25 protein-coding genes and 3 pseudogenes are annotated in these 23,562 nt (G+C 69.4%); 11 read left to right on the top strand and 17 right to left on the bottom strand.

All coding sequences use genetic code 11. The annotated features are described in order from the left end of the window. Positions 1-20 precede the first annotated feature (20 nt). From BS83_RS45740 to BS83_RS26795, 7 genes and pseudogenes are all read right to left on the bottom strand, one after another. Positions 21-203: pseudogene (locus tag BS83_RS45740) on the bottom strand (hypothetical protein); the annotation flags it as partial. A gap of 193 nt (positions 204-396) precedes the next feature. After that, positions 397-1,077 carry an HAD family hydrolase gene (locus tag BS83_RS26820; protein WP_037606076.1) on the bottom strand — a complete coding sequence of 227 codons (681 nt, stop codon included), beginning with the start codon at positions 1,075-1,077 and terminating at the stop codon, positions 397-399. 23 nt (positions 1,078-1,100) lie between these two features. Further along, positions 1,101-1,295, bottom strand: a pseudogene (locus BS83_RS26815) (IS256 family transposase); the annotation flags it as partial. Positions 1,296-1,748: 453 nt separating this feature from the next. Beyond that, positions 1,749-2,711, bottom strand: coding sequence for a hypothetical protein (locus BS83_RS45735; protein WP_157597329.1), 963 nt, complete (start codon positions 2,709-2,711; stop codon positions 1,749-1,751). Positions 2,712-2,999: 288 nt separating this feature from the next. After that, a complete protein-coding gene (locus BS83_RS26805) occupies positions 3,000-3,374 on the bottom strand; it encodes a hypothetical protein (protein ID WP_157597328.1) in 375 nt (124 codons plus the stop codon). A gap of 294 nt (positions 3,375-3,668) precedes the next feature. After that, complete coding sequence (locus tag BS83_RS26800; protein WP_051944030.1) at positions 3,669-4,661, bottom strand: hypothetical protein; 993 nt, start codon at positions 4,659-4,661, stop codon at positions 3,669-3,671. Positions 4,662-4,763: 102 nt separating this feature from the next. Continuing rightward, positions 4,764-5,243, bottom strand: a complete 480-nt coding sequence (locus BS83_RS26795) for a hypothetical protein (protein ID WP_051944028.1) — start codon at positions 5,241-5,243, stop codon at positions 4,764-4,766. Positions 5,244-6,417: 1,174 nt separating this feature from the next. On the opposite strand from BS83_RS26795, the gene BS83_RS44295 reads away from it, so the two are divergent. The 4 genes and pseudogenes from BS83_RS44295 to BS83_RS44290 form a co-directional block, all read left to right on the top strand. Next, positions 6,418-6,921 carry an NUDIX domain-containing protein gene (locus BS83_RS44295; protein ID WP_084714112.1) on the top strand — a complete coding sequence of 168 codons (504 nt, stop codon included), beginning with the start codon at positions 6,418-6,420 and terminating at the stop codon, positions 6,919-6,921. A gap of 118 nt (positions 6,922-7,039) precedes the next feature. Then, complete coding sequence (locus tag BS83_RS26790; protein WP_037606072.1) at positions 7,040-7,369, top strand: hypothetical protein; 330 nt, start codon at positions 7,040-7,042, stop codon at positions 7,367-7,369. Between the two features lie 475 nt (positions 7,370-7,844). Further along, positions 7,845-8,492 carry a hypothetical protein gene (locus tag BS83_RS26785; RefSeq protein ID WP_037606071.1) on the top strand — a complete coding sequence of 216 codons (648 nt, stop codon included), beginning with the start codon at positions 7,845-7,847 and terminating at the stop codon, positions 8,490-8,492. Positions 8,493-8,559: 67 nt separating this feature from the next. Further along, positions 8,560-9,032, top strand: a pseudogene (locus BS83_RS44290) (transposase); the annotation flags it as partial. An 18-nt stretch (positions 9,033-9,050) separates the two neighbouring features. Here BS83_RS44290 and BS83_RS26780 read toward each other — a convergent pair. Further along, on the bottom strand, positions 9,051-9,356 hold the full coding sequence (locus BS83_RS26780; protein ID WP_037606070.1) for a hypothetical protein: 306 nt from the start codon (positions 9,354-9,356) through the stop codon (positions 9,051-9,053). After that, positions 9,353-9,736, bottom strand: a complete 384-nt coding sequence (locus tag BS83_RS42205; RefSeq protein ID WP_051944026.1) for a hypothetical protein — start codon at positions 9,734-9,736, stop codon at positions 9,353-9,355. The genes BS83_RS26780 and BS83_RS42205 overlap by 4 nt, the downstream gene beginning before the upstream one ends. A gap of 523 nt (positions 9,737-10,259) precedes the next feature. On the opposite strand from BS83_RS42205, the gene BS83_RS45730 reads away from it, so the two are divergent. Beyond that, the gene (locus BS83_RS45730; RefSeq protein ID WP_157597327.1) at positions 10,260-10,406 is read left to right on the top strand and encodes a hypothetical protein; all 147 of its coding nucleotides are present in this window, start codon (positions 10,260-10,262) and stop codon (positions 10,404-10,406) included. Between the two features lie 459 nt (positions 10,407-10,865). On the opposite strand, the gene BS83_RS26765 is transcribed toward BS83_RS45730, so the two are convergent. Further along, the gene (locus BS83_RS26765; RefSeq protein WP_037606068.1) at positions 10,866-12,320 is read right to left on the bottom strand and encodes an MFS transporter; all 1,455 of its coding nucleotides are present in this window, start codon (positions 12,318-12,320) and stop codon (positions 10,866-10,868) included. Positions 12,321-12,477: 157 nt separating this feature from the next. On the opposite strand from BS83_RS26765, the gene BS83_RS26760 reads away from it, so the two are divergent. The 3 genes from BS83_RS26760 to BS83_RS26750 all read left to right on the top strand — a co-directional run bounded on the left by BS83_RS26760 (position 12,478) and on the right by BS83_RS26750 (position 14,313). Continuing rightward, complete coding sequence (locus BS83_RS26760; RefSeq protein ID WP_037606067.1) at positions 12,478-12,930, top strand: MarR family winged helix-turn-helix transcriptional regulator; 453 nt, start codon at positions 12,478-12,480, stop codon at positions 12,928-12,930. Positions 12,931-13,293: 363 nt separating this feature from the next. Then, positions 13,294-13,455 carry a hypothetical protein gene (locus BS83_RS45725; protein WP_157597326.1) on the top strand — a complete coding sequence of 54 codons (162 nt, stop codon included), beginning with the start codon at positions 13,294-13,296 and terminating at the stop codon, positions 13,453-13,455. 429 nt (positions 13,456-13,884) lie between these two features. Continuing rightward, the gene (locus tag BS83_RS26750; RefSeq protein ID WP_051944023.1) at positions 13,885-14,313 is read left to right on the top strand and encodes a VOC family protein; all 429 of its coding nucleotides are present in this window, start codon (positions 13,885-13,887) and stop codon (positions 14,311-14,313) included. Between the two features lie 190 nt (positions 14,314-14,503). On the opposite strand, the gene BS83_RS26745 is transcribed toward BS83_RS26750, so the two are convergent. Continuing rightward, positions 14,504-15,394, bottom strand: a complete 891-nt coding sequence (locus BS83_RS26745) for a helix-turn-helix transcriptional regulator (protein WP_037606065.1) — start codon at positions 15,392-15,394, stop codon at positions 14,504-14,506. A gap of 139 nt (positions 15,395-15,533) precedes the next feature. On the opposite strand from BS83_RS26745, the gene BS83_RS26740 reads away from it, so the two are divergent. From BS83_RS26740 to BS83_RS26730, 3 genes are all read left to right on the top strand, one after another. Beyond that, on the top strand, positions 15,534-16,919 hold the full coding sequence (locus BS83_RS26740; RefSeq protein WP_037606064.1) for an MFS transporter: 1,386 nt from the start codon (positions 15,534-15,536) through the stop codon (positions 16,917-16,919). Between the two features lie 64 nt (positions 16,920-16,983). Then, positions 16,984-18,018: a zinc-binding dehydrogenase gene (locus BS83_RS26735; protein ID WP_037606063.1), complete on the top strand. Its 1,035-nt coding sequence runs from the start codon at positions 16,984-16,986 to the stop codon at positions 18,016-18,018. Positions 18,019-18,095: 77 nt separating this feature from the next. Beyond that, positions 18,096-18,938 (top strand): aldo/keto reductase, encoded by an 843-nt coding sequence (locus tag BS83_RS26730; protein WP_198035462.1) that lies wholly within the window; start codon positions 18,096-18,098, stop codon positions 18,936-18,938. A 434-nt stretch (positions 18,939-19,372) separates the two neighbouring features. On the opposite strand, the gene BS83_RS26725 is transcribed toward BS83_RS26730, so the two are convergent. The 6 genes from BS83_RS26725 to BS83_RS26705 all read right to left on the bottom strand — a co-directional run bounded on the left by BS83_RS26725 (position 19,373) and on the right by BS83_RS26705 (position 23,399). Further along, entirely contained in the window at positions 19,373-20,218 is an 846-nt protein-coding gene (locus BS83_RS26725; RefSeq protein ID WP_084714109.1) for an ABC transporter permease, read from the bottom strand. A gap of 2 nt (positions 20,219-20,220) precedes the next feature. After that, positions 20,221-21,201 carry an ABC transporter ATP-binding protein gene (locus BS83_RS26720; RefSeq protein WP_084714107.1) on the bottom strand — a complete coding sequence of 327 codons (981 nt, stop codon included), beginning with the start codon at positions 21,199-21,201 and terminating at the stop codon, positions 20,221-20,223. Further along, a complete protein-coding gene (locus tag BS83_RS26715) occupies positions 21,198-21,977 on the bottom strand; it encodes a DUF4097 family beta strand repeat-containing protein (protein WP_051944021.1) in 780 nt (259 codons plus the stop codon). The genes BS83_RS26720 and BS83_RS26715 overlap by 4 nt, the downstream gene beginning before the upstream one ends. Continuing rightward, complete coding sequence (locus BS83_RS46675; RefSeq protein WP_198035306.1) at positions 21,893-22,087, bottom strand: hypothetical protein; 195 nt, start codon at positions 22,085-22,087, stop codon at positions 21,893-21,895. Before BS83_RS46675 ends, BS83_RS26715 begins: the two co-directional genes overlap by 85 nt. 86 nt (positions 22,088-22,173) lie before the next feature. Further along, positions 22,174-22,704: a histidine kinase gene (locus tag BS83_RS26710; RefSeq protein WP_037606061.1), complete on the bottom strand. Its 531-nt coding sequence runs from the start codon at positions 22,702-22,704 to the stop codon at positions 22,174-22,176. Positions 22,705-23,180: 476 nt separating this feature from the next. Continuing rightward, a complete protein-coding gene (locus tag BS83_RS26705; protein WP_037606060.1) occupies positions 23,181-23,399 on the bottom strand; it encodes a hypothetical protein in 219 nt (72 codons plus the stop codon). Positions 23,400-23,562: the final 163 nt, after the last annotated feature.

The following is a 23,562-nucleotide window of genomic DNA, read 5'->3' as shown; positions in this document are numbered from 1 at the left end:
GCAGCAGGAATTTCGTTCGGAAGAGCGGCGGCGTCGTGATGGGCGCGCGCGGTGGTGGAGTCGATGCTGACCAGGGGCAGGTCCACCTCACCCCGCCTCGCGGCTTCCGCGATCAGGCCCTCCAGCAGGGCCTCGAACACTCCGGCGTCACGCCACTGCCGGAAACGGTTGGCGACGGTCGACCAGGCGCCGAACTCCTGCGGCGAACTCCCACTCCACGTCGTCCAGTTGCACGCGCGTCACCCAAGACGATCTACCGCACCCACTTCCACAACGAAGCAGATCCGGCAGATTGATCACAACCCGAAACGCGCCCTGGTGCTCTGACCGAGTCGTTCACCCTCCTCGAAAAGCCCGCGCGGTATGGGCTCGGACAGGTCGAAGCGGGAGCAGCCGTCAGTCCTTGACGACGGGCGCCTGGCCGACCCGCCGCTCGGCGATGAGATTCGGCAGTTCGCGCATGTCGTGGAAGACGATGGTGTCGCGGCCATCGAGGCGTTCGGCCGAGGTCAGCCCGCCGGAGTAGCCGAAGGATCGCATTCCGGCGGCGCGGGCAGCGTGGACGCCGGGCTGGCTGTCCTCGACCACCACGCAGGCTTCGGGATCGACACCCATCTGCTGAGCGGCGTGCAGGAACAGGTCGGGCGCGGGTTTGCCGCGAGAGACTTCGCTGGCACTGTAGATGCGACCCGCGAAACGATCATAGAGTCCCGTTCGGCCCAGGGTGTGCCGCATCTTGTCGTGGGAGCCGCTGGAAGCGACGCACGTCGGCAGAGTGAGCGCGTCGAGCGCTTCCGGCAAGCCGTCGACGGGGGCGAGTTCGGCGTCGACGGCCTCCCGATGGAGCTGCTCGAACCTCTCCGACCAGACCGCGGCCGTGTCCGGGCCGAGCTGAGCAGCGACCTGCTCGTGGATGGCGGCGTGCGAGCGCCCGATGAACCGGTCCACGACCTCGTCCTCGGTCAGCGGCCAACCCAGCTCGGCTCCGAGGGCGACCTGGACGCGGGCGGCGATGCGCTCGCTGTCGACCAACACGCCGTCGCAGTCGAATATGACGAGTTCAATGGGCTTGATCATCCCCGCAGCATAGGTCCTGCTGTTCACGCTTCGGCGACCCCCTCGCGCTCGACCAGGACGCGGTTCTTGAACTGGGCGCCAGAGCGGACCAGGGCGACGGGGGAGGCGCCGGTGATGGCCCGCCACCGCTCCTGGCCGGACTCGACTAGCTTGAAGACCATGGCCAACGGGGCCGTCGGGCTACCAGGACCGCGGGTGACTTTCGTGCAGAGCTTGATCAGTCCCGCATTGAGGAGGGTTGGTGATGCCGGACCATGCGCTGCCGCCGGCCGGCATTCGAGGGGTTGCGGGTGGGTGCCGGTCAGGGGGAAGTCGAGCAGGGTCTCGTTGCCGCCGGAGTTCGGAGACGGACGACCTCTTCGGCTCCGAGCTGGACGAGGAAAACGACCCGATGCCCGCGTACCGGATGTTCCCGGAGCCCGGAGGGCTGCTGATCCGGGGCGGGAACCCGCAGGGTGAGCTACTCCTCGGCGAACCGAGGGCCACTCGTCTTGCCTCCGCCGCGGCCGGCGGTGTCTTCACCGACCAGGACCCGGTCGCGATGGCCGCCCGAACCCCGGCGGAGATCCTCAGGTGGGACCGGAGGCTCGGATCCCCGCAGGCCGGCCGCTACGCCGACCTGCTCGTCATGAGCGGCATCAGGTCTCGAGCGTCTCGTCGTCTGGGATGTGTCAGCGGCCGTTCGGAATGATCCTTTGTGCGGCTTCTACTGCAGAGCGCCAGTCCTGTTCCCCCCGTTGAAGGTCACTGAACTGCTGTGCTATCAAAAGATTTTGATATGCAGCGTTCACCAGTGCCAGCGTAATTGCATAGTTCACCGTCCGCTTGCACTTCACGTCTGCCACTGCGGCAGCCTTCTCTGCCGGAGACGGCGGCGGGAGTTGGGCGCCGGGTGGTGTCTGAAGGCCCCGACCGAGCAGAGACTTGTCATGGGGAGGCACTGTCGGATCCGGGTATGCATAGCCGGCGGCCTTCATGCACGAACTCCAGGCCGTGTTGACCTGCTGAACGCGGGGATCACGCGATGCGGCGGAACGGGCCTGGGCTCGAAGGCTGTTCACCAGCCCGGCGGCATCGTATGCCTTCTGCATTCCGATCTCGTCAACGGCTTGTCCGGCGCAGCCGGCGTGGTGGTGTTGCGGGTCGCCGAAGTATGCTTTGGCCGCCACCTGCTCTTGAGCCTTCTGGGACGTCCCGGCGGAGGACGTCACGGTGGCTGGTATTCCGTCGGGCATTACTCGGTAGCCGGTGGACTGCGCCCTCGTCATCGAGAGCACACCGTAGATGGCGGCCAGGGGAACGGCCGGCGGCCCGGAGAACTTGAACGCCGCAGGGGTGCTGAGGCCCAGCCGCGTCATGCATTGTTGAGCGAGGCTGTTGATGGCTGCACCTGTGATCTGCCAATTTGCGGGCTTGTCATAGGAGTCGAGCGGCAGTGTCCAGGTTCCATCGTCGCGGACGGCAACTTCACCTGCGCGGAAGTTGGCAGGCTGATAGGGATTGCCAGGCGCGCTGGGTATCGGTGCCGGCAGCTGGGGCGGACTGGAATTGATGGCCGTAGCGCATGCGGCGAGAATTGCAGCGGAGGCTGCTGCGAAGCTGATGCGAAGTGGGATTAGAAAATAGTGCTTCATTGGCTGAGCCTCAGGAGTGTTTGACTGCAGCCCCGGCAGTAACCCTGCCGGGGCTGAGTACAGAAGTGACCAGGTGTCGGCCCCGTGAGACCACCGGCGTCCATCCTCAGGGACTTCGACGTTCACGTGAGTCGAAGTGCCTCGGCATCCTGGTTCGCAGGGGTGATCTTGTGGCTCTCGACTTGGTGCATTTGAAGTGCCGGAGACAGCAGGGCAACCGGTTTTCGCCCGACCTGGCACTGGAGACCGGTTCGGGATCTGCGCGTCACGGGCGCAGAAAAATAGCGACTACTCCCAGCGCTGGTAGGAGTCGCCGTCCCCATAATTCGTGTTCGTGTACACGGTCGGGTTGGCATCGAGGACCTTGCCGGTCTGCAGGTCCCACAGGCACCAGCCGCTGTTGGTAGAAATCTCGTACCACCTCTGGTACATGTCTCCGGACAGGCAGTTGTGCGTGTATGCCTGGCCGCTGTAGTTGCTGTCGAGGCAGTTGCCGGATCCCTCGTTGACCTCCGTGTAGCCGCCGTCGCTGTGCGCCGTGTCGGTCCAGTAAGAATAATGTACGTCGACCTCGCCAAGATGCAGGGAGTTGTTGTAGGGGTTCTCAGTCAGGAAGCTGCTGCTGGACCAGCCGTGGTTGTAGGCGGCATCTTGCCACGTCACTGATCCGGCAAATGCCTCTCCGGATCCAATGGCAACCAGAGTTACGGCCATGGTGGACACGGTGAGCAACTTCGTCATCTTGCTTTTCATCAGTTTTCCTTGTCATTCGGGACGACGGGTTTCGCAAAGGGAAGAATGAGGCTTGGGAAGGCGCCCCGATGCCGGCCGAAGGCATAGGCAGATGATGAGCAGGCCTGCGGCTTTCGCCTCGGCGATCCAGCCGGGCACACGGTCCCCGTCGAGGAGGGTGAGCATCTGGGCGAACGTGGTCGCAGGTGGGCGGTCAGGCCCCAGTCACGCCGGCGTGCGAGCGAGCTGCGCTTGAATGGTCCTGGCCTGGCTCGCGAGCGCGGCCTTCACACCGGCCAGATCCCCCGCGTGTTGCGCGATCGCCGTGTTCTGGTACTCGGACTCAACCGCGAACCACACCCCCACCAAGTTGGTGCGGACCTTGCAGGCGACGTCCGCCTTCGCTGCGGAGATCTCGGCCGCCGTCGGGTCGGGTGCGGGCTTGAACATCTCAGGTGCGAGCATGGGATTCGTCTCGTGGTATCCGGCCAGCCTCATGCAGGCGGACCGGCTCTTGAAGACGCCCACGACGCGGGGGTCGGCCATGGATGCCTGGAAGCTCGCCGCCTTGAGCTGCTGGACCAGACCGTCGACGCCGTTCACGGCACGCTGACGCCCACCCGATGTCGTCTCGTTGGTCCGTTCGCCCAGGTTCCGGTCGGCCTCGCCCCGGCAGCCCTGCGCCGGCAGTGCCTTGCCCTGGTAGGCCGCGGCCGGGCCTCGCGTCGCGGGATCGTAGCCGGTCAGGACCAGTTGCTCGGCCGCAGGCAGACCGGCCAGCAGGACTATGCCTCCCGGTGCGCCCTTCGTGATGCTGTCCGGTCGCGGTGGGTGGTAGCCCCAGCGGCGGACAAGGCCGGGGTCCGTGACGCCATAGCGCCGCGCCAGCAGTGACTCCTGTGCCAGGGCCGGACTGCCCTCCGTGGGCTGCGGGCCAGGATCGGGGTAGGCGAAACCGAAGCGGGCGAGGCAGGAGCGGATGCCCATCTGGGTGAGCCACTGGCGTTGGACCGACATGAGCGGCGTCAACATGTACGACTCGATGGGCAGATGGAGTCTGCTCAGGTCGCCGGTGACGCGCGGGGTGGCAACCGGCACCGGAGCGGCGGTCGACGCCGACGCGCCGCCTGTGGCGCAGCCCGCCAGCGTGGCGAGGGCCAGTACGACCAGGGCACCGAACGCCGCGCGTGCCTCCTGCAGGCGGGTGGGTCGGGTCATCCGTTGCTTCTCCTGGGCCTGGGGTTTTTACAGTGGTTTGGATAGTGAGCCGTCAGGGCCGGCCTGCCCGGGCGGGAGCCGAGCAGGCCGGTGAGCGCTTTGTCAGCCGCACTGGTAGATGTACTGGACCCCCAGAGGCGCCACCGAGGCCTCGTTGTTCCGCAGGTTGGAGGTCAGGTTTCCTCCGCGCCCCGGGTCGAGCACGTTGGAGTCGCCGTAGTTGTCCGGGTAGACGTAGATGCCCATGCTGCAGTTGGTCGCGCCGTTCTCGGCGGAGGCGGCGTTGTTGCGTACCTCCTGACCCGCACCGGCACCGCTGTTCGAGCCGGGAGCGTTGTCGTTGTAGAACGACCAATAGCCGAGGTCGCCGGCGCCCGCCTCGCCGTTCTTCCAGATCGCGCCCTCGGCATTGGGTGAGTAGTACAGGCACAGCGCCTGCACGCAGCGGACCGGGGGCGTACTGGTGCTCCAACTGTCGATGTTGTTCGAGGTCGCGCCCGCCTCCCCCGCGAGAACCCCGACCATCAGTGCGGCGGCCGAGCCGACCATCGCGGCGCGCAGACCCATGTTCATCAGCCTCATCGATTTCTCCTTGCTCGTGGTGATGTGGGTTCAGTTGATCCGGGCTGTCCCCGCAGCGTCAACGATCATGGGAGGGTTGAGACGTCTCACCCGTCTCCGAGCCGCTGACCAGGCGATTGATACGACTGCTTGGGACGGACCACAGTCCGGAGTCGCTACCTCCGGCGTGGTCCCGCCGGCCCTTTCCGCGGCGACCCACTTTCACGACCGACGGGATCGCCCGGGCCGGTGCTGCCGAACATTGATGTGCAGCGCGAGTAGGCCTCGCGGCTGTGCAGCATGTGCAGTTCGGTGATCGGACGTCCTCTGCCACGCGGCGAGCAGGCGCCCGCGGAGCAGGCGCTGCCTTTGCCCTGGGGGAGCGGGGGATGGCTTCTGGGGTCCGCGCGAGGTCCGTCGGGGACTGCCCGGCGGCCGACGTGGGGAGGTCTGGGGTGGTTGGGGATCTGACCGTTCCGCTGCCCAAAGCTGCCAGGTGTCCACGAACGCCGGCCGTTGTCGACATGGATCGATCCCGGGACGCCGTCGGCCGACTGCGCGGGGCGAAAGGTCGCTGGGAGGTAGGCGCGCCGGGACTGCGCCCGCACAGGGTGCGGGCGCTGTTCGGGGCGGACCTGACTGTCCCGGAGTACCTCGACCCTGTAGCTGCGGCGCTTCCGCCGCGAACGTCGCCCCTCCTGAGGCGTGGCGCGCCGCTCCCGTGCGCGGCAGACAGTCAGTGACTGCATCAAGGAACGCCCATACCAAGGGTTCCGCCCGCGGAAGCAGCACCAGTGAGCCCGCCCCGAGCGGCACGCCGAAATGCCCGCGGTCCCCGAGAAGACCGCACTGTTCGCAACGCTGCCGCGAGCGGCGTATGCAGGGGCGGCCGCCGCTGCGCTGCGGCAGCGGGTGAGCCCCGGGGCTTTGGCGAGTGAGGCGATGTAGGTCGGGGCGTCCGGGGTGACGTCGAGGAGTGCGGGCGCTGGGCTGTCTGCGGCGGGCGTGCTCGCGGAGCTGGTGGGGGGACAGGGGTGCGAGGGGCGGCTCCGCGGGCTGATCCCTCAAGGGCGTCCGGGGAGCCGCCGGCCTACCTCCTGCTCTGAACAAGCCGATCGTGGTAGATCACTCGTTCTGCAGGAGCACCGCTGTGGCGGGAGCCCGATGACCGCCGAGCCGCGGGACGCCGGGAAGTATGGTGCGAGTTCGGCAACCGGTGAGGCGGCGTCAGGTGGGACACACAACTGGTGATGGCAGCCACGGATACATCAGGGACCGGCGCGGATGTCGGCATTGGGGGCCGCACGGTGCCGCAGGGCTTCTCCTGCGCCAGGGTCCTCGCTTTCTGCTGCAGCGTCGCTCCTGGCGGGTTCACTACGGCCGCACCTGGAGCATCCCTGGCGGCGCGCTGAACGCCGGAGAAACCCCGTGGGACGGAGCCCGCAGGGAGTTCGCCGAAGAACTCGGCGCCGTTCCGGAACTACGCCCCCTCCTCACTCTCGTCGACGACCACGGCGGATGGGCCTACCACACCGTCGTCGCGGACGTCGTTGGACCGATTCCCCGGCACGGTGGTGACGGCGAAGGGGCCGCCCACCGGTGGTTCGTCGCCGCCGAGATCGACTCACTGCGGCTGCACCCGGGCTTCGCGGCAACATGGCCTCGGTTGATCGCCGAGCTGGACACAGCCGGAGGGTGAGACTCACGGCCTTTGTGGGCAGCGGGAGCTGACGTGCGTGATTCAGTAGTTCCACTGAGGGCGGCGGGAGTCGCCGCGTGGGACGCTGGCCCCACACTCGGGGAAGGAGAAGCATCTCGTGGGGGCGTTGCGCATCATCGTCATCTGTGTCGTCCTGTATCTCGTCACCGGGCAGTGCGCCTGGGCACTGTACGGCGCGATCAAGGACGGGCGGCCGGGCTGGCTGTTCAAGGGTTTCCGCTCGGCGATCGAGGAGCGGATGCCGGACGGTGTGTCGGGACTTCCCCTGGCCGTGTTCCTCTGGGTCTTCATCGCCGTCTTCTGGCCGTTTCCGCTCAGCATCACCGCACTCGACGACCTGCATCACTGGCGTAAGCAGCGGCGCTCGGGGAGGCAACCCACAGGGAAGTCACCTGTCAGGCCGACCGATTCGACACGCTCGGCCTGATCACCGCTCAAGGGCTCGGACCGCCGACGCCCGGACGCCGTTGCCGCCGTGCGCGCGCCGGTCCACACCGCGGCCGGGCGCATCTGGTAGCGCGCAGTGAAGCCAGCCGCCCGCTCACGGTCGCTCGATCCGGTTCCTGATCCCGCGCCTGGTGCGCGAGAACCCCTCATGGGGATAGCGCAGAGTCCACGGCGAACTCGCTGCGCTCGGCATCAAGGTCGGCGCCTCGACCGTGCTGGAGATCCTCGAGGCTGAGGACATCGACCACGTCCCGGACCGCGGTGCCACCACCTGGGCTGACTCCCTGTACCCAGGCCGATAGGAGGCCGACGGAATGCCGTCCAGCTCGGCGCTGCCTCCCGGTAGCGCCGGAGCCGTTCCCTCCATCCCGCTTGCGGAGCACACTCGCAGCAGCGGCCGGCCGCGTCGGCTCGGCTCCGACCCGCTGGGGGAAGCGGTGTCCAGATTCCCGCGCATGTTCTTCGCCGCCCTGTTGGCCCTGTCAGCCCCGGTCTCACTCGTGGGCTGCAAGCAGGGGCGGGCGGTCCCGCGTCCGGCCCCGACCGCCGCGAGATCAGGCTCCACACCGGCCGCTGCCTGGTCACACCTCACGGTGCACGGACCGGCCACCGCCGTGGACCGGTGGGTCGGCGCGGTGCTGGCACGCAACGCGGACACGCGGTGCGACGTCCCTTTTCCCTACTCCGTCACCCAGCTCGACTCCAACGACCGTGACGAGGCCGACGTGTTGTGGGTGAGCGGCGGCCACGTCTGCGTTGACGTGGTGTTCAGGGTGGCGGGCGGGGACGTGGTGGACGGCAAGGTGACCGACGGGCTACGGGACCTGACCATGGCCCGCCCCTCGTTCGTCACGCTCCAGACGAGCGCCTCCGATGCCTCCGACGAGGTGTTGGAGGTCATCGCGATCCCCGGGGACACCGGGCCGTTGCACCTCGCGAACGTGGGCTCCAACTCCTACCGGATGCACCAGGCGCTGATCGACGAGGCCGGTCTGCCGGCCGCGACCCTGGTCGTCTTCCGCTGCGTCGGGCTGGTGGGCAACCCGGACTTCCCCGAGCTCTGCACCGCCTCCGGCAGCTGTTATCCGCTCGTTCCTTCGTGATCCGGCAGGCGCCGGGACTAGGCGGTGTCTCGTGGATGAGATGGTCGTTTGATCCGATGTGGAGTTCAGGGGTGGCTTGAGTGAGGAGGGCTGGGAGCGGGTTCACCTGGCAGCCGACGGCCGGTGCCGTCCGCTGTTCCTGATGGTCGCGGCCGGACACCGGCACGATTCGCTGTTCTTCGAGGCAGTCATGGCCGGCAGTCGCGTGCCCAGGATCGGGAGCGGAAGACTCAGGACCAAGCCGGACAGCGTGAGTGCGGACCGCGCCTACTCATCCCGCGCCATCCGGACCTACCTGCGTCGCCGCGGCATCACGGCGGTGATCCCGGAGCCCGCCGATCAGGTCACCAATCGCAAGCGGCGCGGCACTCGAGGCGGACGCCCCCCGGTTTCGATCGCCGGGCATATAGGCACCGAAACACCGTCGAGCGGTGCATCAACCGGCTCAAGCGGTGGCGCGGGATCGCGATGCGCACGGACGAGCTCGCCGTTCACTGCCTTGCGGCACTTCACGTGGCAGCGATCTTCCTGTGGGCGCGAGCCTGGCGGGACGGCCCTTCACCGGCGCCAGGGAAGCGCCGCAATCGATGCGATGTCACCCGCCGCCAACAGCTGGAAGAGTCGGAGAATCTCCTCGCGGGTGACCTCGCGCATTTCCACGGGGGCCACGGAGCCGTCCTCCGTGTTCTCCCAGATCAGCAGACCGCTGCGGAAAGCGCTAAGGCACCACCCGCTCTCATGCGACAGCGACACGTCGGGATGCTCGTCGTCGGCGTTCGCCAGGCCATCCAGCACCTGCCTCATCGCCTCAGGGTCAGGCTCATCGATCGCCCCGCCCATGACGTCGTACATGAAGTAGCTCATGGGCCAATTACCTCACGCAGTGATCCACGGGACACTGCCTGGGGCCGGATGGTGAAGTAGACGAAGTTGCCCCAGGTGGGGAGGCATCGAGCCGAGTCGCGGAAGGAGAACGTGCCGACGACGGCGATGGCGGCGGTGCCGAGGCGATGTCGGCCGGGTGGTCGGGGTTCTTGCGTGTCGCCGAACCGGCGGAGGATCTCCACGGTCTCGTCGAAGCCGATCGTCGGATGGCCGCTCTGCTCCATGCGGCGTGCACGTCGCCGGTAGACGCCGACGTGCTGCGACGCGGGGACGAGGGCGCCCCCGAGGTTGTCGAAGCCGGCGCCCGCGAGCAGGGCCTCGCGCGCTGGGGCGCACGCCAGGGTCTGGTTGGTGAGCATCGCAGCGAGCTCGGCAGCTGAGGTGGGGGGCGCGTCCGCAGCGTACGAGCCAAGCCTTGAAGGTCGGAGGCCCGGGCGATGAGGAGCTCGTCTCCTGGCGCGGCGCGGACCCGACACCCGGTAACGCGACGAGGCACCGCCTCCCGGGCCGACGACACAGCCGAGCTCGTCCGGACGGAGTACATCGTCGGCCTGCGGCCGGCAGGCTGCCTGGTGTGCCCCTATGCCCGGGTCGCCACTCGTAGTCGGCATGGCGCACACCGCTCGGATGCTGGTGAACCCCCGGTGGACATGGGCGACGTGCCAACCTGGGTCACCGACGGAGCCACCGCCGTCCTAGCCGTTCCCGCGGGCCTGGGTGGCCCTGATGTGCGATGTTTTTGCTGATCAGCGGCGGTTTGGGAGGTTCGCGACGAGTTCACTTCAGGCGGTGGCTGACCGTACAGTGCGCGGCATGTTCTTGAGGTTGAAGCGGTGGACTGTCTGGCTCCTGGCGACTGTTGTGTTGGAGGGGGTGGCTTGCGTGGGTACGCGCTTGGTCACGGGCCAGTGGGTTGTCGGATGGCCGTTCGATGTGGCCGCGATCCTCGGGGGCTACTTCCTGGCCCGGCGCGCCTATCCGCTGCTGCCTCCGCACCGTGGTGACGGGCAAGTGCCGGCCGAGGGCTGAGTGCGGGCACCGGGTCCTGGACGTCATGACCGTCGTGCTGTTCGGTCTTCGCGCGCTGGTATCTGGAACGTCCTGTCGGTGCTCCGCGGTCGGGATGCGCTCCCGCCATGGCCTGCGTCAGTTCCACGAGCGAGGGCGGATGGTGGGGCTCGGTCGGTTCGGTGCGTCGCAGCCAGAAGCAGATCGGTTCACTCCCAGCGCCGATCATGGCGACGGCCACGGCGCGCGGACGCGAGCGCGTGCGCCGAGTGAGAGATGATGCGGCGGACACGTCGGCAGCGCGCGGTACATGACGGCGAGGTTCTTCACCATGCCCGCAGGACCGCGCGCCTGGATGCGGCGCAGGCCGTGCCCGCCGCGCCGCCGGAGGCAGTGATCTCCTTGACGACCTGTTCGGCCGTTCGGCTGCCCGCGCAGTGCGGTAGGCGACGGCGACCCTCGCGCCGCCGGCGGCGCACCTCAGGGCGGCGGCGCGGCCGATGCCGGAGCCGGAACGGGAACGGCGGATGGGGTCGCCGTTGCGTCGGACCTGCGCATTGGGATGCAGGTTGCGACCGCTGCGGCGACGACTGCGACGCCGCAGCCGATGAGCATCCCGGTGCGGAAGCCGGTGTGGGAGGGGAGGGAGACAGGACCGAATTGGGTGGTCATGTGGGAGAGGACCACGCCGACGACCGCCGCCGAGAGAGTGGTGCCGATGGACCGCATCAGCGTGTTGAAGCTGTTGGCGGAGCCCGTCTCGGAGAGCGGCACGGCACCCATGATCAGCGCCGGCATGGCCCCGTAGGCGAGCGCCACACCGCTGTTGACGATGACCGAGACGACGAGCAGGCCCCAGACCGAGCCCATGAGGGCCAGAGAGGTGCCGTAGCCGGCGGCGATGACGAGGCTGCCCGCAACAAGGGTCGTCTTCGGTGTGCGCGCGGCGGAGAGCTTGGCGCCGAGCGGGGAGACCAGCATCATCATCAGGCCGGCCGGGGCCATCCACAGGCCGGCGGCCTGCATGGACTGGCCGAGGCCGTAGCCGGTGGCCTTCGGCAGCTGCAGGAGCTGGGGCGAGATCAGCGCCGAGGCGTACATCGCGAAGCCGACCACGATCGAGGCGGCGTTGGTCAGCAACACCTGGCCGCGCACCGCGACCCGCAGATCCACCAGGGGTGAGCTGCAGCGCAGTTCCCACCACGCCCACAGGAGCAGGACGGCGACGGCCGAGCCCAGGAGGCCGAGCGTGATGCCGCTGCCCCAGCCCCAGTCGGCGCCCTTGGAGATGGCGAGCAACAGGCAGACGAGTCCGCCGCCGAGCCCCGCAGCGCCGAGGACGTCGAAGCTGCCGGTCGCGCGGGCGGGCACGTTCGGAATGAATGCCCAGATCAGAAGGCCGACCACGACGCTGAGCGCTGCGGCGGCCCAGAACAGGATGTGCCAGTTGGCGTGCTGCGCGACGGCCGCGGAGATCGGCAGGCCGAGCGCGCCGCCGATGCCGAGGGACGAGCTGATCAGAGCGATCGCGCCGCCGAGCTTCTGCGGCGGCAGAAGGTCGCGCAGGGCGCTGATGCCGATCGGCACCATGCCGGCGCCGATCCCCTGCAGCCCTCGTCCGATGATCATTGGGGCCAGGGAACCGGCCGTCGCGCACACGACCGAGCCCGCGATCAGCGGGGCCGCGCAGACAAGCAGCATCAGCTTCTTGCCGTACTGGTCGGCGAGCCGCCCGATTGCCGGGGTGGTGACGGCGGCGGCCAGAAGTGTCGCGGTGACGGCCCAGGAGGCGTTGCCCGCGGAGGTGTGCAGAAGCGTCGGCAACTCGCCGATCAACGGCACGATCAGGGTCTGCATCAGGGCGGCCACGATGCCTGCCGTGGCGAGCACGCCGACGACGAGCCCGGGGCGGGGTGGGGGCGGTGAGCCGTCCATGCGGTTCTCCTTGCCGTGAGGATCAAGCCGAGCTGTGCACTCTGCACGTCGTGTGCACAGTACATATGTGATGCCTGATGCACAAACAATGCATCACGAACATCTGCTGCACTGTGCATACTGGAAGGCGGGGCGAGGAAGGGGTCACCGAACCGACATGGGTACACCGACCGAACTGATCGAGTTCGAGCTCATGCTGCTGGGCCGCCACGTGCACATGGCGGCGCGCACCAAGGGCACCATGGCCAACCTGGAGCGCAGTGCCTACATCCTGCTCAGCCGACTGCTGGTCGAGGGGCCGATGAGCATCGGTGCGCTCAGCGAGGCCTTCGGGCTCAACGCCTCGACGCTCAACCGGCAGACCGCGGCCCTGGTCACGTCGGGACTCGCCGAGCGCATTCCTGACGCGAACGGCGGCATGGCGCGCAAGTTCCGCATCACCGCGCAGGGGGAGCGCCGACTGACGGAGGCTCGCGCCGAACTGGTCGCGGGCCTGGACAAGACCTTCGCCGGGTGGACCGGCGAGGACATCTCCGCTTTCACCGGTTACCTCAAGCGGCTCAACACCTCGATCGAGCACCTCGACGGCCGACCCTGGCCACGCCCCTGAATCCGCCCGACAAAGGCATCCTGACGCGGCGGAAGCGCGGATCCCGGTCCGCAGCAGGGGTGCCTTTCGTCTGTGGGTTCTGCCGGACGGAGCGCGCACTGCCCAGGTCCATCGTCGGCGAGCGGCCGCCTGGTGGCCTTCGGCGAGATCGGAAGGGTCAGCCGGGGAGCTTCGTGGACTGAGTCCGTGCGGAGTAGGTGGCTGCGTGCCGTCCGCGCCGCCTCGGCGGACCCGCAGAGTTCCAGGCCGATCGGGATCGCCGAGACCACCACGATGAGCGCGATGATCGACAGCAGGTACTTGTCGATGCTCGGGCTGGGCAGGTCGACTCGTGGATCCCGGAGTCGATCGCCGGACGGTCCCGTGGGTCGCGGCCGGGGCGGGCGCGCCCCGCTCGTCGCCTCGCTCGGCGCCGACAACGTCCATGCCACGCTGCCGGGCGGGTCCTGTCTGCTGACCCTGGGCGCGGGCCTCCTGGTCTCGCCGGCCGTCATCCTGACACCCTGCCGCTCCTGCGGCGGCTGACGGAGCCGGAGGAGGCCCGCTTCGAATAGCCGTGCCGCGCATCGGATGCGAGGCCCTGCTCGCTGTGCACCTTCGACACCTGACCGGCGCGGTAGTCACCGCGCAAGGTGAAGGCCGTACCACGGGGTGCCGGGCGATGCCGGTGACGCGTCGTTGTCCGCCGACCTCGGCTGCCCCGAGAAGCGGCCGCGGTTCATCCGACTGTGGACGAAGTATGGGCCGATGAATGGTGTTGTCCTCGCCGGTGGTGATCGCTAAGGTCGGTCGGGTGACTGCCGGGTCGGCCATGGGCCACGCACGAGTGAGGTTCCCGGCCTCGGCGTGAGCCCGAGGCGGGCAAGAGGCCCGCCCTTTCTTCGAGTCTTAGTTCCCGGCGCCCGCATCCGGCGCCTCGTTCCAGCGGATCCCAAGACCGGAGATACATCACTGATGTCCTATGACCAGCCGCACCCGCATGAAGCCGAGCTGACGACGGCCGGCGTCCAGCTGAACCACACGGCTGTCTACGCAAGCGACCGGCATCTGTCGGCCGAGTTCCTTGCCGTGGTCCTGGGCTTGAAGGTCGGCGCGCCGTTTGGGCCGTTCCTGCCTGTCGACCTCGGCAACGGCGTGACGCTTGACTACTACGAGAAGAGGAACGAGCCGATCCAGTCACAGCACTACGCTTTCCTCGTCCCTGACGAGCAGTTCGACGCAGTGATCGCCCGCCTGGAGGCGGTCGGCGTCACCTATTTCGCCGACCCCGGCCACACCGAGCCGGGCCGGACCAACGGATGGTTCGGCGGTCGCGGCGCCTACTTCGACGACCCGGACGGTCACAACATGGAGGTCATGACTCGGCCCTACGCTCGCCCGTAGAACGTGACAGGGCAGTGATCAAGAGGCTCTGGCTCTGTTCACGAAAACCGACAGCAGTTGTTCACTGGTTTGGGAGGCACGCTCGGGGCGCGTGTTCGAAATTCATGGGCTGCCCATGTGCTTCGCGCGGTCAGCCGCTGGTGGGCTTGACCTGTCCGCGGTGCGACCCTGTGAGAGGGCTGTGGCCGCGTCAGGTACTGGACGGTGACCTCGTTGGTGCGGTGGTGTTCCAGCTGGCAAGGAGGTCGAGGGTCTCGGCGTCGCGGCTGCCGGGGGCGACTCCGCAGACGATGAGGTACAGGCCCTCATCGGCGGCGAGTTCCATCGTCTCGTAGGTGAAGGTCAGCTGGCCGACGAGGGGGTGGTTGAGGCGCTTGGCGCCGGCGCGATGGCGCCGGACTTCGTGCCGGGCCCAGCGTGCGCTGAAGGTGTCACCGCGGGTGGACAGTTCGCCGATCAGGTCGGACAGGGCCTTGTCGTGGGGGTTGCGGCCGACTTCCGCGCGCAGGGTGGCGACGTTCTGGTCGGCGACGGCGTCCCAGTCGGGGTAGAACTCGGGCGCGGCCGGGTCGAGGAAGGTGAAGCGGGCGGAGTTGGCCGGCCGGGCCGGGCTGTCGAAGACCGGGGCGAACAGCGCGCGGGCCAGGGTGTTGCCCGCGAGGAGGTCGAGGCGGCCGTTGCGGATGTAGGCGGGGACGCCGCTCATGGCCTCCAGCATGTTCCACAGCTCTGGGCGGACCGGCCGTTGTTGGCGCCGGGGGGCGCGGCTCTGGGCGGCGGTGCCGGCCGTGGCGTTGGCGGCGCGGACGAGGTCGAACAGATGGGCGCGTTCGGCATCGTCGAGGAGCAGCGCGCGGGCGATCGCGTCCAGGACGGCGTCGGTGGCGCCGCGGGCGTCGCCGCGCTCCAGCCGGGTGTAGTACGGGAGGCTGACGCCGGCGAGCTGGGCGACTTCTTCGCGGCGCAGCCCGGGGACCCGGCGGGCACCGGCGAGCGGGGAGACCTTCAGGCCGGCCTGCTCGGGGGTGACGCGGGCGCGCCGGGTGGTGAGGAAGTCGCGGATCTCGCTGCGTCGGTCCATGCCTCGACACTACGGCCGGACCCCTGGTAGGGCACGCGCCTGGGGGACCCTGGCGGGGTCCCTTTCACCGTCGAATCGGCGGGGTGGGCGGTGTTGTCTGGAGAGCGATTCACCAGCAGCTTCACCGCAGGAGGCACCCATGTCCAGCATCGACCGCATGGCCGCTCCGGCCCTCGCGCCGGGCCGGGGCACCGGCTCGCCCAGGGCGCGGTTCGCCCTGGGTGCGGCGCTGCTGGGGTTCTTCGTGATCACGCTGGACGCGCTGATCGTGAGCGTCGCACTGCCGTCGATCGGCAAGGACCTGGGCGGCGGCATCAGCGGGCTGCAGTGGGTCGTGGACGGCTACACCCTGATGCTCGCGGCGCTGCTGCTGTCGGCCGGGGCGATCTCGGACCGGATCGGCGCCAAGCGCGCCTTCGGCGTGGGTCTGGCGGTGTTCCTGGTCGCCTCGGCGGCCTGCGGCTTCGCTCCCAGCCTTCCGGTCCTGGTGATCGCGCGGTTCGTGCAGGGCGGCGGCGCGGCGGTGATGATGCCGGCCACGCTGGCGCTGATCCGCGAGGCCTACCCCGATGCCCGCGCCCGGACCGGGGCGCTGGCGATCTGGGCGGTCGGCGGCTCCGTCGGCTCTGCCGCGGGTCCGTTGGTCGGCGGCGCGCTGGCCGGGTGGGACTGGCGGTGGATCTTCTTCATCAACCTCCCGGTCGGCGTCGTCGCGCTGGCGCTGCTGGCCAAAGCCGCCGCGTCCCCGCGCCGGGTGGTTCCGTTCGATCTGGTCGGTCAGGTGAGCGCGGTGCTGGCGCTGGGTGCGGTGACCTACGCCCTGATCGAGGGCGGTCAGTACGGCTTCGCCGGCCCCTGGATCCTGGTCGCGCTCGGGGCGGCGGTTGTGGCGCTGGTGGTGTTCCTGGTCGATCAGGCCCGCAACCGGCACCCGATGATGCCGCTGGACCTGTTCCGGTCCCGACCGGTCGTCGCCGCTCTGGTGGCCGGGTTCGCGCTGAACTTCGGCTTCTACGGTGTGACGTTCCTGTTCAGCCTGTACTTCCAGAGCTTCCGCGGGATGTCCGCGCTGGCGACCGGGCTGCTGTTCCTGCCGATGACCGTGCAGACCGCCGGCGTGTCGTTCGCCTCGGGCCCGGTCACCCGGAGGTTCGGGGCCAAGCCCACCATGATCGCCGGGCAGCTGGTCATGGGCGCGGGCCTCCTGGTGCTGTTCCTGCTGCCCGCCACCACCCCGGTGTGGCTGGTCGCGCTGCTGCTGATGCCCGTCTCTCTCGGCGGCTCCCTGGCGGTGCCGGCTATGACGGGGCTGATGCTGGCCGCCGTCCCGGCCGAGCGCGTGGGGCTGGCCTCCGGCGTGCTGAACACCTTCCGCCAGTTCGGCGGGGCCCTGGCCGTCGCCGTCTACGGCGTCCTCGTGGCCGGCCCCGCCTTTGCCACCGGCATGCGCACCGGCCTGATCGGCGCAGCCGTCCTCCTCGCGGCCACCGCCGCCATCGGCCTCGCCCGTGCCCGGCGCAGCTGACCCTCGTCAGCCGCCCGCTCCCGAGCGGATGCCGTCACCGATCACCTCAAGGAGATTTGATCCCATGCGAGCCACCCTGATGTACGGCGCCGGAGACGTACGCGTCGAGACCGTCCCCGACCCCGTGATCCAAACCCCGACCGACGCGATCGTCCGCGTCGTGCGCGCCGCGATCTGCGGCAGCGACCTGCACCCCTACCGCTCCGCCCCCACCACGCAGGCGGGCCGGCAGATGGGACACGAGTTCCTCGGCATCGTCGAGGACACCGGCGCCGAGGTCACCGGCATCAAGCGCGGCGACCTGGTGCTCTCCCCGTTCACCTACGCCGACAACACCTGCTGGTGGTGCCAGCGCGGACTGCAGACCTCCTGCCCCCACGGTGGCCGCTACGGCTTCGACGGCGTCGACGGCGGCCAGGGCGAAGCCGTCCGCGTCCCCCAAGCCGACGGCACCCTGGTCAAGCTGCCCGTCGCACCCGACTCCGCGCTGCTGCCCTCGCTGATGACGCTCACCGACGTGTTCTGCACCGGCCACCACGCCGCCGTCACCGCCAACGTCCGGCCCGGGACGACCGTCGCGATCGTCGGCGACGGCGCCGTCGGCCTGTGCGCGGTCCTCGCGGCCAAGCGCCTGGGCGCCGAGCAGGTCATCCTCATGGGCCGCCGCACCGACCGCACCGCCCTCGGCGTCGACTTCGGCGCCACCGACGTCGTCCTGGCCACCGGCGAGGAGGGCGCCGAGCAGGTGCGCAAGCTCACCGCAGGACGCGGCGCGGACGCCGTCCTGGAATGCGTCGGCTCCATGCAGACCCTGACCACCTCGTTCGCCGCCGTCCGCGACGGCGGCGTGATCAGCCGGGTCGGCGTCCCCTCCTACACCGACGGGCCGATCGGGATGGACATGATCATGCGCAACATCACCCTGACCGGCGGCGTCGACCCGGCCCGCCACTACATCGACGACATCCTCCCCGACGTCCTGGAGGGCCGCATCGAACCCGGCCGCGTCTTCGACCGCACCGTCGACCTGGACGGCGTCCCCGACGGCTACCGCGCGATGGCCGACCGCCAGGCCCTCAAGGTCCTCGTCACCCCCTGAACCACCCTCACCCCCGCCCAGCCACCGCTCGGAGAAACCCTGTGACCCTCAACGTGACCTTGAACAACGGCGTGACGATGCCCGCCCTCGGCTTCGGCGTCTTCCAGACACCCCCGGACGTCACCGCCCAGGCCGTCCGCGCCGCCCTGGAGACCGGCTACCGCCTCATCGACACCGCCGCCGCGTACGCCAACGAACGCGGCGTCGGCGAAGCCCTCCGCGACTCCGGACTGCCCCGCGACGAGGTCTTCATCGAGACCAAGGTCTGGATCAGCGACTACGGCTACGACCAGACCCTCCACGCCTTCGACAAGAGCGCCGGCAAGCTCGGCGTCGACCAGATCGACCTGCTGATCCTGCACCAGGCCCTGCCCAGCCGCTTCGACCTCACCCAGGACGCCTACCGCGCCCTGGAGACCCTGCTCGCAGACGGCCGCGTCCGCGCGATCGGCGTCAGCAACTTCATGCCCGACCACCTCGACGCCCTGCTCAAGCAGACCGGCATCGTGCCCGCGGTGAACCAGATCGAGGTGCACCCGTACTTCACCCAGCCGAACGTGCTGGCCGCCGACGCCGCCCACGGCATCCTCACCCAGGCCTGGTCCCCGATCGGCGGCATCACCAGCTACCGCGGCACCGGCACCAGCACCTTCGACGACCCGACGATCGCCGCGATCGCCGCCGCACATGGCAAGACCCCGGTCCAGGTCATGATCCGCTGGCATCTGCAGCAGGGCCGCTCGGCGATCCCCAAGTCGGTGAACCCCACGCGGATCGCGGAGAACTTCGACGTCTTCGACTTCGAGCTCACCCCGGCCGAACTCGCAGCCCTCGACGCCCTCGACACCGGAGTCCGCGGCGGCCCCGAACCCGACGTCATCACCCTGGAGACCTTCGGCCGGGACGTCCCCGAAGCCTGACCGCCTCTCAGTACCGCCCGGCACCTGCACAAGAGCTGGTCTGACCCGCTGGCCTCCCGCCCACACGGCAGGGGGCCAGCTGCACGAGGCCGACCCCAGTCTGTTCGAATGCTCAGAAGATCAACTGCCGCTCAAACTCGTGAACAACTGCTGTCGGTTCTCGTGAACATAGCCGGCCCGTCGTGGCCGACGGGCTGACCGCCCCGGGAACCCTTCTTCTTCCGGTGCGCGGCCTGGTCAAACTTCTCCGGACCGGCGCCGCTCAGCCGTGCGCTTGACGCACCCTCAGCCCGGCTTCGCCAGGAGTACGTGGGCCTCGCCCCTCGAACGCGAGGGGCGCATCAGGCGGCAACTCGCGGCGAAGAGGGGTCGACGCCCGGCCACGAGTTGCTTCGGCTGCATCGGGCGGCGGCCGAAAAGCTCCTGCTCGGGCATCAGAGCGGCTTCGGCTCGCGTTCGTACAGCCGCCGGGACCAGGCGTACGACAGCAGGGCGACGCCGACGGTCCACGCGATCGTGATCAGAAGGTTGTCGCCGATGCGCGTCCCGGTGAGCAGTCCGCGCAGCGTCTCGTTCACGGGAGTGAAGGGCTCGTACTCGGCGAACCAGCGCATCGGTGTCGGCAGTGAGTCGGGTGGGACGAATCCGCTGCCGAGGAATGGCAGGAGCATGAGGAACATCGGCGAGTTGCTCGCCGTCTCCACGCTTTTCGCCGACAGCCCGAGGCCGACGCACAACCAGGTCACGGCGAAGGTCAGCAGCAGGATCACGCCGAAGGCGCCGAGCCACCCGGCCGCGTTCGCGCGCGGGCGGAAGCCGACGGCCACGGCCGCTGCCGTGACGACCACCACGCCGATCAGCGTCTGAACGGTGGCTCCTACGACGTGCCCGGTCAGCACCGAGGACCGGGCGACGGCCATGGTGCGGAAGCGGGCGATGACGCCCTCGGTCATGTCCTGTGCGACGGCGATCGCGGTGCCCTGCGCGGCGGCGGCCACGGCCATCAAGATGATCGCGGGGGCGACGTAGTTGGCGTAGGCGGTGCGGCCGCCGTGCAGGCCGGCCGGCATCCCGCCGCCGAGACCCGACCCGAGCGTTCCGCCGAAGACGTAGACGAACAGGAGCAGGAACACCAGCGGCATCATGATGATCATCAGGGTGAGGGACGGATAGCGCTGCATGTGCCGCAGATTGCGGCGCAGCATGATCCGCGCGTGGACGAGCGCGTGGGAAGAGGTGTCGGCGACGCCGCGGCCGGTGCCGGTGGTCGTCTGGCTCATCGTCAGGCTCCCTTTCTGCCGGTGAGGGCGAAGAAGACATCGTCGAGATCGGGGGTGTGCACGGTGAGGGAGTCGACGTCGACCGCGGCGTCCTCCAACTGCCGCAGCAGCGCCTTCAGGGTGCTGACCCGCCCGTTCCCGGGGAGCTGGAGCGTCAGCGCGTCCTCGTCGAGGCCGGTCGGCGTGAGCACCCGGGCGGCGGCCTCCAGTTGGGCGCGGCCGGCGAAGGTCAGCTCGATGTGCCCGCCGGGTATGCGCGCCTTGAGCTCGGCGGGCGTGCCCTCCGCGACGATGCGGCCGCCGTCCAGCACCGCGACCCGGTGCGCGAGCTGGTCGGCCTCGTCCAGGTACTGGGTCGTCAGCAGGATGGTCGTCCCCTCGGCGACCAGCCCGCGGATGATGTCCCACATGGTGCGGCGGCTGCGGGGGTCCAGGCCCGTGGTCGGCTCGTCGAGGAAGATCACCTCCGGGTTGCCGACCAGGGTCATCGCCAGGTCGAGCTTGCGCTTCATGCCGCCCGAGTAGGTCGACGCCGGCTTCCCCCCGGCCTCGGTCAGTTCGAACCGTTCCAGCAGCTCCTCCGTCCTGCGGCGGCCGAAGGGCTTGGGGAGCAGGTGCAGATCGGCCATCAGCATGAGGTTCTCTCGGCCGGTGAGGTACCCGTCGACGGCGGAGAACTGGCCGGTGACGCCGATCGAGCGGCGGACCGCCTGCGGGTCCTGGGCCGGGTCGTGACCGGAGATGCGGATTTCGCCGGCGTCGGGGCGGAGGTAGGTGGTGAGGAGGTGGACTGCGGTGGTCTTGCCGGCCCCGTTGGGGCCGAGGAGGGCCAGGATCGTGCCCTGCGGGACGGTCAGATCGATGCCGTCGAGCACCGTCCTGCCGCCGAAGGACTTACGCAGACCGCGGGCGGTGACGGCGGGGAGGCCGGAGGGCGCGGCGGTGGCCGGGCCGGCGCTCGGCGAGGCCGCTGCGCTGGTCACGCCTCCTCCAGGCGCGGGGCGCGGCGGATGGTGACGTCGCCGAGTTTGGTGCTCGCGTGGACCTCGACCTTGTCGACGGGGTCGTCGGCCTCGGGGGCATCCGTGGAGGCGAGCTCGTTGTAGACGTGGCCGACCTGGGTGCTCAGCTCCAGCCACGCGGCGCTGCCCTCGCGGACACCGATCTCGACTCCGCCGTTCTTGGACGTGGCGTTGACCTTGCCGCGCACGACCTCCCCGATGACCACCTCGCCGTTGGAGTTGACGGCGGTGATGTCGGCGAGTGCCCGGTCGACATGCACCGAGCCGTTTGCTGCCTTGAGGTTCGCGGGACCGGTCACGAGGCCGACACGCAGCTTCCCGTTGCCGGCGGAGACCTCCGCGCTGCCGTCCACGGCGCCGATCCGGATGTCGCTCGAGCCGCTGAGCACCTTGGCGGAGCCGTTGACGCCCTCGACGGTGATCGCTCCGACGCCACCGCGCAGGGTCAGCGGCCCGGTCTCGGCCAGTCGGACGGTTCCCAGGTCGGTCTTGAGATGGACCGTGCCGAGCACGCCGTCGGCCTGGAAGTCCCCGATCCCGGCCTCGCCGCGCACGTCGGAGTCGGTGGGCAGCTGGATGACGACGTCGATCGACTCGGGGCGCCGGCTGCTGAAGTTGACGAACCGGTTGATGGGCTTCCTGGAGACGATGCTCAGCGTCCGGGTGCCGGCGTCGTACTCGACGCGGGTGTTGTCGGCGGCTTGATGTCGGCGGCCTTGTTCGCGTCGCTGGGCCACACCTCGACGATCGTGTCGGTGCGCTCGGAGACGGCGAAGCGGACGTCGGCGACGTAGAGGTCGAGTGTGACGGCGATCGGCAACGGGGTGTCGAAGTTCGATACGGACATCTCAAGGTCCTTTGCTGAGAATGGTTCTGGCCGGTGGGCTCGCTGCTGGGCGCCGGGTCGGGAGGGAATCTGCCGTCGTGCGGGGATCAGCGGGCCCAGCCGCTGTAGCTCTCGCCGACGACCCGCTCGGGCTTCTGCACGGAGGCGGGCCGGGTGGCGCGTCGGCCTTCGCCCGTCAGCGCCGCGGCGGCTGCCCGGACGATCCAGGCGTTGACGGACAGCCCGCCGCCGGCGGCCGCGTCCTCGATCAGGGCCTTGAGATTGGCGGGCAGCCGCAGGTTGATCCGCACCATGGCGGCGTCGTCGCCCTCGGCGAACGGCAGCCGCACCTCGACCGGGCCGGTGGCGGTGTCTGCGGCGGCTGGGGCAGCCGGTGCGGGCGGCGTCACGACGAAGGCTGCCGCGCCGCCCCGCAGCCGGACGTCGACGGAGCCGGGTGCGAGCTCGGAGGAGATCTCGTCGGCGGCGGCGGAGAGCGCGTCGAGCAGGGTGAGTCGCACCGCGGCGTCGAGCGAGGGGAGGAGGCGGGCGGCGAGCGCGCGCGCGTCCTCGCCGCCGACCTCGGCCGCAGTGGTCAGCTCACGGCGGAGGTTTTCGACGTACTGGGTGAGTTCCATGTCTCCAAGATGGCACCAATATGGCACCACTGCAAGTCGCTCTGGCTCAGTGCCGCGAATTGGCAGCTCATGGGTGGTTCTATCGGCCATGTCGGGCTGGTGGACCGCAGTGAGGCATGCCGTTGGGTGCTTGGTGATGGCGTCTGTTTGAGGCCATGTGGCACCACGTGGTGCCACAATGTGATGCCTTGTGGGTGCGTTCTCCCTCGCGCGCGTAGGGAAGCGGTGATCTTCGGCTACGAGAGTGGGCCGGTCCGGCCGCGAGGAGGGTAGCGACAGCCCCGGCGGGTCGAGCCGCAGCCCGCTCCGGGCCTGGCACCTGGGTGCGCAGCGTCCGCGAACCGCGTGGCGATCTGCTCGGGCGGAGAGGTGTCACGGCGGGTGGCCCCGGCGATGCACCGGGTCGTAGCCGGTCAGGAGCCAGCACGTGCCCAGGGTGGCTGGTGCCGCTGCTGCGCGGTCGGTGAGCTGCCGGACTACTGGTGGATCGCGTCCCACGCCACCAGGACGCAGGAGAGCACCCCCACGACCATGATGGCGATCCCGCTGCGGCGGTAGTCAGCCATCGTCCCTCGCGAGAAGCGGCCCCAAAAGCGACGGTGTGCCTCGAGGTTCTTGCTGGCGAGCCCTCGGCAGTCCGCGTAGATCCCGTAGCCGAGGGTGGTGAACAGCAGCGCCCAGGCGAACAGGAACACGTCTTTCCACACCTTCGCCCCCCGGCCGTACCCACTCGGGACCGAGCCGCCCGTAGCGCAGGCGGGGCTGCGGCCAATCCTGTCCCCTCGTCGGAGGGGATCCAACCATCATGCCCGGCAACCCGCGGCCCACACCCGACATCCCCTTCGGCCGGCCGGCGTG

Source organism: Streptacidiphilus rugosus AM-16 (genome assembly GCF_000744655.1).
Classification (GTDB): Bacteria; Actinomycetota; Actinomycetes; order Streptomycetales; family Streptomycetaceae; genus Streptacidiphilus; species Streptacidiphilus rugosus.
Note: the sequence above shows the minus strand (reverse complement) of the source record. Positions and strands in the feature narration are given on the sequence as shown.

What these genes read in the sequence shown, in the direction of transcription:
- BS83_RS26800 (WP_051944030.1), bottom strand. Translation starts at nt 4,661, where the DNA reads ATGACCCGACCCACCCGCCTGCAGGAGGCACGCGCGGCGTTCGGTGCC.
- BS83_RS26710 (WP_037606061.1), bottom strand. Translation starts at nt 22,704, where the DNA reads ATGGAACTCACCCAGTACGTCGAAAACCTCCGCCGTGAGCTGACCACT.
- BS83_RS26795 (WP_051944028.1), bottom strand. Translation starts at nt 5,243, where the DNA reads ATGAGGCTGATGAACATGGGTCTGCGCGCCGCGATGGTCGGCTCGGCC.
- BS83_RS26725 (WP_084714109.1), bottom strand. Translation starts at nt 20,218, where the DNA reads ATGAGCCAGACGACCACCGGCACCGGCCGCGGCGTCGCCGACACCTCT.
- BS83_RS26730 (WP_198035462.1), top strand. Translation starts at nt 18,096, where the DNA reads ATGCCCGCCCTCGGCTTCGGCGTCTTCCAGACACCCCCGGACGTCACC.
- BS83_RS26765 (WP_037606068.1), bottom strand. Translation starts at nt 12,320, where the DNA reads ATGGACGGCTCACCGCCCCCACCCCGCCCCGGGCTCGTCGTCGGCGTG.
- BS83_RS26785 (WP_037606071.1), top strand. Translation starts at nt 7,845, where the DNA reads ATGTTCTTCGCCGCCCTGTTGGCCCTGTCAGCCCCGGTCTCACTCGTG.
- BS83_RS26740 (WP_037606064.1), top strand. Translation starts at nt 15,534, where the DNA reads ATGTCCAGCATCGACCGCATGGCCGCTCCGGCCCTCGCGCCGGGCCGG.
- BS83_RS45735 (WP_157597329.1), bottom strand. Translation starts at nt 2,711, where the DNA reads ATGAAGCACTATTTTCTAATCCCACTTCGCATCAGCTTCGCAGCAGCC.
- BS83_RS26780 (WP_037606070.1), bottom strand. Translation starts at nt 9,356, where the DNA reads ATGAGCTACTTCATGTACGACGTCATGGGCGGGGCGATCGATGAGCCT.
- BS83_RS26735 (WP_037606063.1), top strand. Translation starts at nt 16,984, where the DNA reads ATGCGAGCCACCCTGATGTACGGCGCCGGAGACGTACGCGTCGAGACC.
- BS83_RS46675 (WP_198035306.1), bottom strand. Translation starts at nt 22,087, where the DNA reads ATGTCCGTATCGAACTTCGACACCCCGTTGCCGATCGCCGTCACACTC.
- BS83_RS26750 (WP_051944023.1), top strand. Translation starts at nt 13,885, where the DNA reads ATGTCCTATGACCAGCCGCACCCGCATGAAGCCGAGCTGACGACGGCC.
- BS83_RS44295 (WP_084714112.1), top strand. Translation starts at nt 6,418, where the DNA reads ATGGTGCGAGTTCGGCAACCGGTGAGGCGGCGTCAGGTGGGACACACA.
- BS83_RS26760 (WP_037606067.1), top strand. Translation starts at nt 12,478, where the DNA reads ATGGGTACACCGACCGAACTGATCGAGTTCGAGCTCATGCTGCTGGGC.
- BS83_RS26745 (WP_037606065.1), bottom strand. Translation starts at nt 15,394, where the DNA reads ATGGACCGACGCAGCGAGATCCGCGACTTCCTCACCACCCGGCGCGCC.
- BS83_RS26820 (WP_037606076.1), bottom strand. Translation starts at nt 1,077, where the DNA reads ATGATCAAGCCCATTGAACTCGTCATATTCGACTGCGACGGCGTGTTG.
- BS83_RS42205 (WP_051944026.1), bottom strand. Translation starts at nt 9,736, where the DNA reads ATGCTCACCAACCAGACCCTGGCGTGCGCCCCAGCGCGCGAGGCCCTG.